This window comes from Nitrosopumilaceae archaeon, assembly GCA_035631875.1.
Classification (GTDB): Archaea; Thermoproteota; Nitrososphaeria; order Nitrososphaerales; family Nitrosopumilaceae; genus TA-20.
This window is the reverse complement of the sequence record DASQHX010000010.1, coordinates 117567-130555: the sequence shown is the minus strand read 5'-3', so window position 1 is coordinate 130555 and position 12989 is coordinate 117567. Positions and strand designations below refer to the sequence as shown.

18 protein-coding genes and 2 tRNA genes are annotated in these 12989 nt (G+C 34.8%); 12 read left to right on the top strand and 8 right to left on the bottom strand.

What is annotated here, in order from left to right:
• Nucleotides 1–40 precede the first annotated feature (40 nt).
• The gene (locus VEU72_05700; GenBank protein HYL66627.1) at nt 41–1273 is read right to left on the bottom strand and encodes a TIGR00300 family protein; all 1233 of its coding nucleotides are present in this window, start codon (nt 1271–1273) and stop codon (nt 41–43) included.
• 97 nt (nt 1274–1370) lie between these two features.
• Between VEU72_05700 and VEU72_05695 the strand changes: the two genes are divergently transcribed.
• A complete protein-coding gene (locus VEU72_05695; GenBank protein ID HYL66626.1) occupies nt 1371–2426 on the top strand; it encodes a M66 family metalloprotease in 1056 nt (351 codons plus the stop codon).
• 62 nt (nt 2427–2488) lie between these two features.
• Here VEU72_05695 and VEU72_05690 read toward each other — a convergent pair whose 3' ends face one another.
• Both VEU72_05690 and VEU72_05685 read right to left on the bottom strand, forming a co-directional pair.
• On the bottom strand, nt 2489–2836 hold the full coding sequence (locus VEU72_05690; protein ID HYL66625.1) for a hypothetical protein: 348 nt from the start codon (nt 2834–2836) through the stop codon (nt 2489–2491).
• A 21-nt stretch (nt 2837–2857) separates the two neighbouring features.
• Nucleotides 2858–3388, bottom strand: a complete 531-nt coding sequence (locus tag VEU72_05685) for an HD domain-containing protein (GenBank protein HYL66624.1) — start codon at nt 3386–3388, stop codon at nt 2858–2860.
• Between the two features lie 187 nt (nt 3389–3575).
• Here VEU72_05685 and VEU72_05680 point away from each other — a divergent pair, with 187 nt between their 5' ends.
• The 6 genes from VEU72_05680 (at nt 3576) to VEU72_05655 (ending at nt 5529) form a co-directional block, all read left to right on the top strand.
• Entirely contained in the window at nt 3576–4115 is a 540-nt protein-coding gene (locus VEU72_05680; GenBank protein ID HYL66623.1) for a cob(I)yrinic acid a,c-diamide adenosyltransferase, read from the top strand.
• A gap of 40 nt (nt 4116–4155) precedes the next feature.
• Nucleotides 4156–4229: transfer RNA gene (locus tag VEU72_05675), tRNA-Phe, on the top strand.
• A gap of 86 nt (nt 4230–4315) precedes the next feature.
• A complete protein-coding gene (locus VEU72_05670) occupies nt 4316–4540 on the top strand; it encodes a hypothetical protein (protein ID HYL66622.1) in 225 nt (74 codons plus the stop codon).
• Nucleotides 4541–4629: 89 nt separating this feature from the next.
• Nucleotides 4630–4869: a hypothetical protein gene (locus tag VEU72_05665; protein ID HYL66621.1), complete on the top strand. Its 240-nt coding sequence runs from the start codon at nt 4630–4632 to the stop codon at nt 4867–4869.
• Entirely contained in the window at nt 4863–5081 is a 219-nt protein-coding gene (locus tag VEU72_05660; GenBank protein HYL66620.1) for an Lrp/AsnC ligand binding domain-containing protein, read from the top strand. The genes VEU72_05665 and VEU72_05660 overlap by 7 nt, the downstream gene beginning before the upstream one ends.
• A 37-nt stretch (nt 5082–5118) precedes the next feature.
• Nucleotides 5119–5529, top strand: coding sequence for a VOC family protein (locus VEU72_05655; GenBank protein ID HYL66619.1), 411 nt, complete (start codon nt 5119–5121; stop codon nt 5527–5529).
• Here the strand turns inward: VEU72_05655 and VEU72_05650 are convergent.
• The 3 genes from VEU72_05650 to VEU72_05640 form a co-directional block, all read right to left on the bottom strand.
• Nucleotides 5526–5918, bottom strand: coding sequence for a hypothetical protein (locus VEU72_05650; GenBank protein HYL66618.1), 393 nt, complete (start codon nt 5916–5918; stop codon nt 5526–5528). The genes VEU72_05655 and VEU72_05650 overlap by 4 nt on opposite strands.
• 37 nt (nt 5919–5955) lie before the next feature.
• Nucleotides 5956–6315, bottom strand: a complete 360-nt coding sequence (locus VEU72_05645; protein ID HYL66617.1) for a hypothetical protein — start codon at nt 6313–6315, stop codon at nt 5956–5958.
• A gap of 303 nt (nt 6316–6618) precedes the next feature.
• A complete protein-coding gene (locus VEU72_05640; protein HYL66616.1) occupies nt 6619–7413 on the bottom strand; it encodes an adenylate/guanylate cyclase domain-containing protein in 795 nt (264 codons plus the stop codon).
• A 313-nt stretch (nt 7414–7726) separates the two neighbouring features.
• Here VEU72_05640 and VEU72_05635 point away from each other — a divergent pair, with 313 nt between their 5' ends.
• The 3 genes from VEU72_05635 to VEU72_05625 all read left to right on the top strand — a co-directional run bounded on the left by VEU72_05635 (nt 7727) and on the right by VEU72_05625 (nt 10322).
• Entirely contained in the window at nt 7727–8488 is a 762-nt protein-coding gene (locus tag VEU72_05635; GenBank protein HYL66615.1) for a hypothetical protein, read from the top strand.
• Between the two features lie 297 nt (nt 8489–8785).
• On the top strand, nt 8786–9994 hold the full coding sequence (gene ilvA / locus VEU72_05630; GenBank protein ID HYL66614.1) for a threonine ammonia-lyase: 1209 nt from the start codon (nt 8786–8788) through the stop codon (nt 9992–9994).
• 4 nt (nt 9995–9998) lie between these two features.
• Nucleotides 9999–10322, top strand: coding sequence for a hypothetical protein (locus tag VEU72_05625; protein ID HYL66613.1), 324 nt, complete (start codon nt 9999–10001; stop codon nt 10320–10322).
• A 96-nt stretch (nt 10323–10418) separates the two neighbouring features.
• Here VEU72_05625 and VEU72_05620 read toward each other — a convergent pair whose 3' ends face one another.
• Both VEU72_05620 and VEU72_05615 read right to left on the bottom strand, forming a co-directional pair.
• Complete coding sequence (locus VEU72_05620) at nt 10419–11669, bottom strand: Nramp family divalent metal transporter (GenBank protein HYL66612.1); 1251 nt, start codon at nt 11667–11669, stop codon at nt 10419–10421.
• Nucleotides 11670–11795: 126 nt separating this feature from the next.
• The gene (locus VEU72_05615) at nt 11796–12197 is read right to left on the bottom strand and encodes a hypothetical protein (GenBank protein ID HYL66611.1); all 402 of its coding nucleotides are present in this window, start codon (nt 12195–12197) and stop codon (nt 11796–11798) included.
• A gap of 47 nt (nt 12198–12244) precedes the next feature.
• Between VEU72_05615 and VEU72_05610 the strand changes: the two genes are divergently transcribed.
• Together VEU72_05610 and VEU72_05605 are read left to right on the top strand one after the other, a co-directional pair.
• A complete protein-coding gene (locus VEU72_05610; GenBank protein ID HYL66610.1) occupies nt 12245–12823 on the top strand; it encodes an NAD(P)H-dependent oxidoreductase in 579 nt (192 codons plus the stop codon).
• A 72-nt stretch (nt 12824–12895) separates the two neighbouring features.
• A tRNA-Val gene (locus VEU72_05605) sits at nt 12896–12968 on the top strand.
• The last annotated feature ends 21 nt before the right edge of the window (nt 12969–12989 follow it).

The window sequence follows — 12989 nt, the reverse complement described above, 5'->3', positions numbered from 1 at the left end:
TATTGTCTATGGTAAAACAAATTTGTAAGATTAGATAACACTAATTCTTGATCAATTTTTGAATCTCTTGTGTTACAAGAGGCAAAAATGCACCAACATCAGAGACTATGCCAAGAGCTTGCCATGTTCCTCGGTCCATCAATTTGGTTACTGTTGGCTGATTAATGTCAACTACGATTACTTTTACCTCGGCAGGCAACATGTTCCCAGTTGCAATAGAATGAAGCATAGTTGATATCATTATTACCACTTTTGCATCCTTTAGGATCTCCTTGTATTTTTTCTGTGCAACTGTCATGTCTGTTATAACATCAGGAAGCGGTCCATCATCTCGCAACGAGCCTGCCAAGACAAACGGAATTTTTCTTTTAACACATTCGTACATTATTCCTTTTGTTAGTGTCTTATTTGCAACCATTTTTGGTATGGTGCCTGCTTTGAAAACTGAATTTATTGCCTGCATATGATTTCGATGCCCTCTTACTGCCAAAGTACCATTTTGAACATTCATCCCAAGTGAAGTTCCTAGTGTGGAATATTCTATATCATGAACTGCAAGTGCATTTCCAGCAAGTACTGCATCAATAAACCCTAATCTTATTAGTGTTGCAATTGAATCAGACGCGCCAGTGTGTACAATTGCAGGACCGCCCACTAGAACAATTTTACCTTTCTCTTTTTTTGTCTTGTAGATATCATGGGCAACTTTTCTTGCAATGTGTTGTGTTGGACGCTCACTTGAGCTACTGCTTCCCATGAACTGGAAAAGATTGACTCCCTCTCTTGGTCTTTCAGGAGGCGTGATCCTTATTCCTCTTTCCCCCACAATTATCATGTCTCCTTTTTTAATTTCACGAATGGGAGAACACCAAGCTCGGTTTCCCTTAACTACAATACATTTGTCCATCATCATGTTTTCTACCTTTATCATCTGGTCTTTGTAGAAAATATCAGTACGATTGTTTGTTGTACTGTAAAAATCATCAGGCATCACCATGTCTTTCGGTGCAGGTTGTAACTTGATCTCCTGCTGTATCTTTGAAGTGGCGCCTGCACGGTATACTGATTCTAAAATTTCATCAAGATGTTTCTGTGATTTGCCCTGTACGAGAAGCTTTGCGTAGCTTTCGTCTTTTTTTCTCTTTCCTACTCTAAATTCCTGTACTTGGAACTCTCCACCCAAATCCATTATTACATCAAATATTTTTGTAAGTATCATTGAATCTATGAGATGGCCTTTGACCTCTATCTCATGTTCAAATTTCTTTGTCATTCTTATGATTCAGTAAATGTACTAATTTAATGTTTAATGAATTTAAAATGGATTCAACTCATCTTGTTTTTAAATAATGCAACATGTTTCAATAATCATGAGAACATTAACTATTACAGCAATATTCATCATATTGCTATTATCTGTCTATGCCTATCATCAATCGTTTGCACTGGTAGAAGGTTTTCAACGAACAAATTTCAAGCTAGCCCATAGTCCAACCATATGTGCAGTAGAACCACCGCCGGATCCAAATTTTCCTTTAATTGGAAATCGTATGCTTACTCAAACTGAATATGCGACAATTGATTGGTCTACAAAATTAAATACTTCACAAGGGACGCCTGCAAGCCATACTCCAATATGGAAAATTACCCTTGTCAAAGTTTTTCTCTGGCAACAAAAAACATTTGATTATTCAAATTGTGATATAATAATTAATTATAAAGAAAAACCAGATGATACTGCTTTACAAACTGAGATAGGAGGAATCACTCAATATGATTATGAACATCATAAGGCTAGTATTCAAGTTTATTATTTACAAGTTAACATAAATGCAATTCAAAATGAAACCCGTGATGCAAACGTTATCTACACAACTACAAATTGGGTGCCATATTATACTGGCTATGCATTAGGTGACGCTCAACTTGGAATGATAATACGCCATGAAATGGGCCACGCGTTAGGACTGGGTCATTTTCTTTCAGATAATCCAAATGACTTGTCACAATGGATACATGGGTATACAAGTATTCCATCAATTATGGTTCCAGTTGTTATTGCAATTGGGAATTCACATTTTGATATAACGCCTTATGACACATACGAAATCAAATTAATCTATGGCAATAATGGATTTGGTGAAATACCTGTACCGCAACCTGCATTAATCCCAGATTGGATTAAAACTAATGCTGGAGGGTGGGCTAACGGCTATGTCTCAGATGATGATTTTATCAAAGGACTGCAATATCTTGTCAAACAAAAAATCATAAACACTACTTTAACAAACCCATATTCACAAGCTTCAAAAATTCCATCATGGATAAAAAATGATGCTGGGTGGTGGAAAAACAACCAGATATCTGATGATGAATTTGTAAAAGGGATTCAATATATTATCCAACACGGAATAATCAAAATCTAAATTTTATTTAATTTGATTAGATTATTATTAATTTAGCATGTCATTTATTTTTTAATTTTATATCATACTGGCAGTGATACTTGACCTTTGAATTCTTGAAGACTATCTGCCTGCAACATCTTCACTATTGCATCTTTGCGTTCAGTATCCAGTCCTCTTGCAATGGCTTTTGAAATACCATTTTTATCACATAATACAACCATGTATCCACTTACATCTGTTAATACATACCCTCCACCATCATTTAGAACAGCATACAGGTTTTCCTCACCTACTGGTTCCCAGACATTTGTCTTGTTGTCCTTTAATGCAAGAGCAGGCATTGCTGTACCATTTGCATATTTGTTTAGGTGCATTCTTGCTTCCTTGACACGCTTCTCACCAATCTTGAGGGCTACAAAATACTGCATACAATTTGTATTGATGTTTTGTTATTTATAGGATATCTCGCCTAAAATTTCTAGAATTTCTTTACTCTTTATGTCCTTTTTTGCAGATTCGAAAAATAATGCAAGTTTATCTTTTGGATGTCCTTCTGCATTATATTTTAAAGATTGTATTGCCATTTCTAGACGATCAATCTCATGCATCAATATGGATTCTTTTGAAGTTCCATCCTGAAACTCGTTCCATATTTTTTCATATCCGATTGAAATTTCTGACGGTAGTTTTGCAAGGATTTCTTTCATTGTTTGATCTTCAATTTCTTTTTTATCGTTCTTAGAAATTTCTTCTGGTGTAAAATCTCCAGTAATGGATTCTGAAAGATCATGTAGTAATGCCATCTTTAACATTTTTTCAGTATTCAATTTTTTTAAATCAGAAAAAACCATTGCCATAACAGCTGCACTAAATGAATGATCTGCTACTGATTCAGGATGAGTAATACCAACTTTATCCTTCCATCCCTTACGAGGGATTTTTTTTAGTTCTGATATAATATAAAAAAAATCAAATAACATTAAGATTCCTTTTTATTGTCATGTGATGAATTTTTTGATTTTGCTACTTGTTTGTCATTGGATTTGTTCTTGCAAATTAAATGTAATTTATAGTGAATATGTAGATAATTTAACATGTTCTAACCGAACTATTTGTACTATTAAATAATTCGAACAAGATAAAAGCGCCTAAACTACCAATAAATCAATGGTAAAAATATATACAAAAACTGGCGACGATGGTTCTACTGGTCTCATAGGAGGTAATCGTATACGAAAATCAAGTCCAAGGATAATTGCATATGGTACAGTGGATGAATTAAACTCCTCACTTGGAATTGCACTCTCATTAAAATTAGATGCTGACATTACATCTTTACTGACAAAGATTCAAAATGACTTGTTTGTAGTTGGCGCAGATCTCGCAAACCCTGATTTAAAAAATATCTCAAATAGAGTTACAGATGAGATGGTTGAATTCCTTGAATATCATATAGATGAACTAGAAAAGGAATTGAGTCCAATTTCTTATTTCATATTGCCTGGAGGAGACCAAATAGCATCACAAGTACACATGGCTCGTGCAATATCGCGTAGAGCAGAAACTAGCATTGTGTATTTGGCAGAAATTGAAGAAATAAACAAGACATGTAAGATTTACATAAACAGATTAGCAGATTTGCTTTTTGTTATAGCACGTGTCATCAATAAAAGAAAAATGATCAATGACATTGCCTGGAAAAAATAAAGACACACTTTAATTCCCCCGAAATTGGATATTTCGATGTGCCGCCGTAGCTCAGCCCGGGAGAGCACTCGGCTGAAGACCGAGCTGTCGCGCGTTCAAGTCCCGCCGGCGGCACTGAATTTTATTAATTAGATCATGTGATCGACGAACAATCTTGAGACAAGTTTAATAATATGGTCTCCAATTTTGGTTAATCGTCATTGGCAAAAGATAAGAAAAAAGAAACAAAGAAAAAGAGCTCTAGTGAAAAAAAGAAAAAAGCAACAGCAAAAGCTAAGCCAAAACTAAAACAGGATTTGGTTTCTAGTGATGATGCGGGAATTATCGTGGTAGAAGATGATACAAATATGGATAAAGAAGCTGAACTTGAGGCACGAAAAGCGTATCTTGAAGAGGCCCGTTCTCAAGAAGCTTCAGAAGATTAATCTGCATCTATTAATTTCAACTGATTTATTGTATGAATTATATTTTTTAAAAGATCATACTTATCCATACGTAAATAATATTACTAATAATGCGCGCACTTTGTCTAATTACTGTTAAACCAGGCAAGGTAGACAATGTACTACTAACACTTCGAAAAATTCGAAAGGTGGTACGAGAAATAATGGTTGTAACAGGCAGAGCTGATATTGTTGTAGTTCTTCAAGGAACAATGGATGACATTAACAATGTTGTAATTGATTTTAAGAAGATTAGAGAAATTGTTACTACTGAAACTTTAATTGAGGTGGAGGTAAACCTGGGATGGTAAAAGCAGTAGTACTGGTAAAGTCTCCAAAAAAACTTATTGCCGCAAGATTACGAATGGTAAAATCAGTATATGATTCGTTTCCAGTAAGTGGTCAATTTGACGCAGTAGCTTTAATCGAAGTTAAATCATTGTCACAGATAAAAGATGTTACCTCTGAAATCCAAAATATCAAAGGTGTGGAAAGAACTGAAACAATGATTCAAGTAGTATAGCATAAGGGTTTTTAACAAAGTATATTCAAACTTCATTATGAACATAAAGCACCTTGGTAGTGTAATAATTGCTGTGTCAAACTTGGAAAAATCTGTAAAATTTTATAATGAAATAATAGGTATGCCAATTAAAAACAAAAGAGAAAACTGGGTAGAACTTGGAAAGCAAGGTGCTACGGTTATTTTACATCCTGCTACAACTAAGATAAACACGGGCACGTCTATTGAGAATGGCATTGTAATTGGTCTTGTAGTTGGTGACATTAAATCAGCAATACAAGAACTCAAATCACAAAACGTTACAATATACAGAGACATTGAATCTCACAAGCCAGGTACAAACGCAATAGTTTTGGATCCTGATAAATATATGATATCTTTGTTTGAACCTGCGCCTCCAGACAGTGTAAAACAAGCACGAGGATTCCACGGGTTTGCCCCACTCTAAATTAATTTTTTGATTTTATTAATTATTTTATCTAAAGAACTTAGGCTCGCATTTTTATCCACCGAAATATAATAAATTCCTTCATTTCTTTGGAATGCAATCAAAGTAACTTTGTCATGTTTGAAAATTGCACAATCCATACTACCTATTGCATTGTCATTTGAGCGTCTCATTGTTAATAGTGTTGAAATTAGAAAGAATTCGTTTCTAGCTGGTTCTGATTTTAAATATATTTTGGTACCAGGTCTTATTATTCCAGTCATAGTTCTTCCATATTCATTGATTAGTCCTACATATCTTACCGATTTTGATGATAGAAGAATTTTTTGGCATTTTTTTCTATAACCTGAAATATCTTCTTGCCATTTCTCAACTGGGGTCTTCACCATGCTCAATATGACGTTCTAGGCTTTATAAAGGTGGATTTTATTTTTGCTTTTGTTTTTCCAAGTCTTTTTTTAATACGGCGTTTTCTTTTTTTAGTTGCTCGTTTTCAACTTGAAGTGCATTTACGGAATTTACTCCTTTATGCATGGGGTGAGATGGGCCAAACTGGTTTGGAGCTAAATCAAAAAGTCCTGCTGCATATTGTTGGAACATTGTGTAAAAATCTGACAATCTTTCCATCATTACTGAATTGTCTCTAACTATGCTATCTTTTAGCTTGCCAGTCATAGATATCCCACGAGGATGATTTGCCATTGGTGGCATACGTGGAAATGCAAATGGACTGTTTACCATATTTTGGTATTGGTTGTAAAACTCTAACATTTTTTTTGTATCCATATTCCACATATGTTAGAGGTTTTTTGCCCCCTTATTTCACCTTTACGTGTTACAAATTAGGCATCATACATAAAACAGATTGTCAACCGATGGTCATTTTTTATCAAGATCAGCTGATCGCTGATCCTTATAGAAGCCACAGATCTCATTTGATAAAATGACAAAAACAATATCTATGAGCTGTATAAAATGTAAAAAAAATATACTTTCAACTGATTTATACAAAATTGTAATGTATGTTGTAGGTGAAAAGTTTACCGATCATCATTACGAGCACATTGAGTGTCCTGATAAATTTACTGTTTAATCAATTAAAGCATAAACACGATAAAGTCTTCCAGTTTCTCTGTCATGATAGTTCCACTGGTCTCCATGCCACTCGACTTCTTTGAATGATTGTTTTAATGATGGATGTAATTTATCATAAACATCTTCCCCAATTAGAATTTGATTTGGTCTGGCAAGAGCTGTTATCTTTGCGGCAATGCTCATTGCAGGACCAAGTATGTCTACATGCGATCTAGTTTGATCAGAGCCGTATCTGACTATGGTGTTTTCTCCAAAGTCCATGCCAATCTTTGCACGAATCTCTGGATAGTCATATTCGCTAAGAATTGGATTTATTCCTCTTTCTATTACGTCAATCATGGTTCTTGCACAGTTCACAGCGCTGTCAGCTATCAAAAGTGGGCTATCTTCTGTCACAAAATATCCTATTACTGCATCACCTACATATTTTAGAACATAACCATCATGATGTTTGATAACATATCTCATTTCTTGAGAAAATGAACTTATGATAATTGCCAGTTTCTCTGCAGGTAACTGGAGTGTCATCTCTGTAGATCCAACAATGTCTACAAAGATCACAATCATATGTAGTTTCATATCTACATGTGATCGCAAAAATTGGTCAGACTCGTCTATTGAATAATCATATTCATAGCCTTTCTTTAGTGAACTCCATACTCTTTTTTGAGTCTGCTTGATTAACGATTCCGTATCTAGGGCGTCAGATCTACCTGCACCTAACATCATGTCTACTATGTTATTAGTAGATATTGGCTCTGATTTTTCTTCAACTGGACCCTCACTCAAGATTTGCTCTCTCTTTTATTCAAGGGGAAAATTCACTCCACAAACTGGACATTTACCACGATGACCTTTGTATTTAATATCGAAATATTGGACAATCTCTACATTACAGTTCCAGCAAATTATCTTCTTAAAAGACGTCTTAGGCATGGTTGATATGTAAATTTTATACTATTTGATATAAAAAGAAATGGAATTTCTTCATATCAAATTTAAGTGAGATTGAGAAGGAAAAACTGTGCAAATTCCTGCTAAATCTCAAGATGAGTTTATAAAATTAATGACTGAAAAAAGTCAGAAAATAAGGTCATTATTTTTGGAACATGTAGTGAATCTAACAAAAAATGTGGATGTGAAAGTTATGCTAGGAGATGGCACTGTCTCTGAACAACATACATTTGATCCTGTATTGATTAGGCGTTTTTATGGCGAGTTATTAAAAAAACTGTCAGATTGGAGGTCTCAGGATATATCTACTTCCAATGAAAAAGATTTACGGCGCATCTTTATTAGATTTGAAGCAAGAGAGGGAAACTATCTTCTTTCAGGATACATGTCTCTACAATATCATGCATTGTTATTTTACAAACTAAACCATAGAGTAATTGACGTGCAAAAGGAACTTGCAGACATAACTGACAAGATAAATGAATTGGAAATCAATCTTGCTCCAAAAGGTGATCAAATAATTCAGGAAAAATTAAAAGAACTAGGTTATGAAACAGTAGATCAGCAAAAACTCTTTGAAATTTTATTCCAAAATGATAACCTTGCCAAAGAAATGATTGAGCAGGTATATTCCAATACGGATGAAAATTTTGCACAACTAACAAAGAGACGTTCAGATTTGTTCAATGAGCTTGATAACATGCTAATTGAGATTTATCATACGGTTCCAGTGATGATTGATGAGATGAAGATGATAGGGGCAGAAGAGGGATGTCTATGCCAATTTGATCTTGAGCATTTAAAGAATGAAACCAAAGAAGGAAGTTTTGATCCAGCAAGAATTTCATCTAATCTAAAAGAAAAATTATTGGAAAGAATGGACAAAGTTTTTGATGCAATGAAAAATTAAAAATTGTTTATATTCTAGTTCTTTTTTATAATTTTATAATTTAGTCAAGGGGCCTATGGAACTGGATGCAAGGCATCATCATATGGGGAGTTGATGCCACGCTACCCCTTGACACAGATCTGTGATCTATCCAAAATAGTATTTAGCCTTTTCCAGATCGATGTAAATTTTATTCAAACAAGACCTCTTTGTGTATTTTTTATGTTAATTTTTCATTAAAATCAAAAATACATGCGCCCTTTAGCGAACAACGTTTGGCAAGAAACCAAATATACAGTAAGAGATCTGTTGAATTTGATGAATCTTACTTTTGATGAAATACTAAAATCGCAAAAAATCCAGAGTAGCGTAATACGCAAAACTCCGATGGAAATGTCTGCTACATTTAGCCAGATTACGGGATCTAAGGTTTATCTCAAATCAGAATGCCTACAAAAGACTGGTTCATTTAAGGTAAGAGGTGCATATGCAAAAATTGCTACTTTGTCAAAAGACGAAAAGAGAAAAGGAGTAATTGCAGCATCTGCAGGAAATCATGCACAAGGAGTTGCATTTGCATCTGCGTTGGAAAAAATTCCATGTACCATAGTGATGCCCATCACTGCATCTCCTGCCAAAGTTGCTGCAACAAGATCATATGGTGCAAACGTTGTACTATCTGGAACCATATACGATGAATCATGGTCCAAAGCATTAGAATTGTCACAAAAAACAGGTGCCCAAATAATCCATGCATTTGATGATGAAAAAGTAATAGCAGCACAGGGAGTTATTGGATTGGAAATTTTGCAATCATTACCAGACGTTGACGAGATTTATCTACCAATAGGCGGTGGAGGATTAGCTGCAGGTGTATTAAAAGCAGTCAAGACAAAAAAACCCAAAGTCAAAGTAATTGGTGTACAATCTACTGCATTTCCTGCAATGAAAAAATCTGTTGATTCAGGAAAACTAGAATCAGTAAAAGGACAAATGACAATAGCAGATGGAATTTCTGTGAAGAAACCTGGCGAGTTTACATTTAAGATAATAAATGAACTAATTGATGACATAGTTCTTGTAGATGATTCTCAGATAGTCAAGGCCATGTTTCTTTTGATGGAGAGAACAAAGATGGTAGTGGAACCTGCAGGTGCAGTAAGTCTTGCTTATTTGCTTGACAAAAAGCCTGCCAGAGGAAAGAAGGTTGTACCAATACTTTCAGGTGGAAATGTTGACATGTATTTGCTAGGGCAGATTGTAGCCAAGGGTCTTACAGAAATGGGAAGAATGGTGAAAATATTTATCGTATTGACAGACAAACCAGGTGCACTCAAAGAGGTAGTTGATGTTATCTCTGCACTAAGCGTGAATATAGTTGAAGTAGTGCATGATAGACTGAGCACAAGTATTCCAGCAGGCACTGCAGGTGTAACTTTAAGTTTGGAGACTGAAAATGAAAAACACGCCGAGAAATTAATAATCTATCTGAAGGAAAGGAATATCCAATTTAAGATAATGACCTAAAATTTTGATTGAGTTAACTGAACAAGCTGAAATAAAATTAGATTTAGGACAAAATAAGATTGAAAGCCTTATCAAGCTAGCATCATCAAAAGGGGCAGTTCAAATGAAACCCAAATATAAAATCTATATCATCATATCAATTCTTTGGGAATTAATTATCATATCAGGAAATAATTTGTTTTACATATACCATCCTGATGATTTCCCTTACGGTCTAATCAATCTAAACATTGGTGCTATTATTTATGGTACTACACCTTTGGGAATAACACTTGCATTTTATTTCAGGGGTAGGCATAAACAAAAGAGTAAAGTTACAGATATCTAGAATTTTTACAAACCCCGAAAATGAACACCAATAATTTTAATATTTCAAACCCCACATACTGAACAGAAGTATAATTCAAAATCTTTATTGCTTAAATCATAAACTTAACAACAAATAGGAGTTAAATCCTACGATTATTCCTACAAAAACTGATGCAATTATGGTTGTAATTTTTCTGTTCACAAACTCACCCATTAATTTCTTGTTCATTGTAAGTATGACAACTGGTATTACTGCAATTGGTATCATCAGACTCAGAATGAATTGACTGTACACTAGTATGTGCAAAGGATCAAAGCCAAGCAGTATAGCAGTAGTGGTTGGAATTACATTTACAAATCTTGTAATTATTCTTCGCAGCCACATGTTGACTTTTTTTCCCAAAAACCCCTCCATTATTATTTGACCTGCTATTGTTCCTGCAGCAGATGATGCAATACCTGATGAAAGCAAAGTAATCACAAAAACTACTCCAGCAGATACTCCTAACAAAGGCACAAGTGTTTTGTAAGCTTCCGAGATTGATTGAATTTGAGAATTGTTAGGATAGAATGCAACAGCTGCCATTAGTAAGATTGCCGCATTTACCAAGGCAGCTATGGTGAGCAAAAATATGGTCTCGGCAAGATGTAGTCTTCGCATCTTTCTTCTCTCCCCAAGTATCTTGCCGCTTGCTTTTTCTTTTGTAAGAAAAGAATGTAAAAAGACGACATGTGGCATTACTGTGGCGCCAATTATGCCAACTGCAACAAACAATGCATTAGAATTTACAAAGTGAGGAGAAAATGAACCAGAAAGTATTCCATGAATAGTTGGTGGTGCTACTAACAGCTCATAGACATAGCCAAAGCTTATGATTGAAACAAAAAGTAAAAAGAGCTGTTCAAGTAGACGAAATCTTCTTGATGTAAGTGCTAATATGATGATAACATCTGCAGCTCCAAAGATTGCAGCATAGATCATTGGCACACCAAACAATAAATTCAATGCAATGACTGTTCCAAGATATTCTGCAAGGTCTGTTGCGGCAGCTGCAACTTCTGCACTTAACCAATATGGGATGATGAATAACTTTCTACCTAATTTTTCCCGCAAAATTTCTGCCATACTTTTTTCTGTAGCAATTCCTAATTTTCCAGATAAATACTGGACTAGCATCGCTATAGCACTTGAAAGCCATACAACCCAGAGTAACGAATAGCCAAAAGCAGCGCCACCTTGTAGATCCGTTCCATAATTTCCAGGATCCATATATGCTATGCTTACTATTAATGCAGGACCAGAATACGCAATGAATTTTCTAAAAATACTCCTAAAATGAGATATTTTTGAATTGGATGAGCGCATTGTAATAATTGCATTATGGCCCAATCCTCATATAACATTTAGCTTAGGCTACATAATTTAGCTTAATCTAAATTGATTGGGTGGATCTAAATATGGGTGTTATTTTTTCCAAATAATCTCATGTGATCATTCTGCCCAGATCTTGATCGTACCATTTTTGTACTTTTTATAAAGATTTAATTTGTACAACTTTTTTTCCAGTTCTTTTTTAAGAGACTTTGGTACTGCAACATGAAGCGGAATCTCCTTGCCGTTCATCTCTAGACTAGTAAATGCCCTAAACTGGGGAACAAAATTTTCGTCATCTTTGATCTTAATTTTTGCCTCACCCAGGTGCCTCAGAATTCCTTTCATTCCTTCTATATCTGGTTTGTACCCATCTCTTTCTTTTGGAGCAGGTAATTTTCTATATTTTTCATCAAAATATTCTGGGGTTCCATCAATATCCAAATGTGTAATGGTTATTCCAAAGTCTTCCATAGATTTTGCTAATGAATTTAGTAATCTTTGATGAGCTTCCAAAGCCATCTATTTTATATCAGACTAGGAACAATATAAGTCAAAATTGATTTAATTTGACAAAACCAAAAATCCTTGCATTTGCAGGAAGCACTAGAACTGATTCATATAATAAAAAACTAGTCAAAATAGCTTCTACTGGTGCAACAGAAGGAGGTGCAGATGTCACAGTAATTGATCTTAGAGATTTTCCAATGCCAATTTATGATGGAGATTTGGAGCAAAAAGATGGGCTTCCTTCTAATGCACGTAAGCTCAAGGATTTGATGTTAACACACCAAGGATTTCTTATTTCTTCACCAGAGTATAACAGCTCCATCTCTGCAGTTTTTAAAAATACAATTGATTGGGCATCGCGTCAATCAGAAAGTGAAATTCCTTTAGCTTGTTTTAAAAATAAGGTTGCGGGAATAATGAGCGCTTCTCCAGGAATGCTTGGCGGTCTTAGAGGGCTAGTCCATGTGAGGTCTATACTTGGAAACATTGGAGTCATAGTACTACCAGACCAAATAGCAATAGCAAAAGCTCACGAGGCTTTCAATGAGGATGGCACATTAAAAGACAAAAAACAAGAAGACCAAGTCAAAAAAATTGGTTATAATGTGGCCAAAATATTGTTAAAACTAAATGACTAAATTAAAATAAAAAATTAAAGGACAAATTGACTATTTTCAACAACTAAATAATACTCGTTCCTAGATTATCTCGGATCGGTGGTCTAGCTGGTAGGATACCGCACTCACACTGCGGTGGTCAGGGGTTCAAATCCCTTCCGATCCATTTTTAATATTTTCATAACAT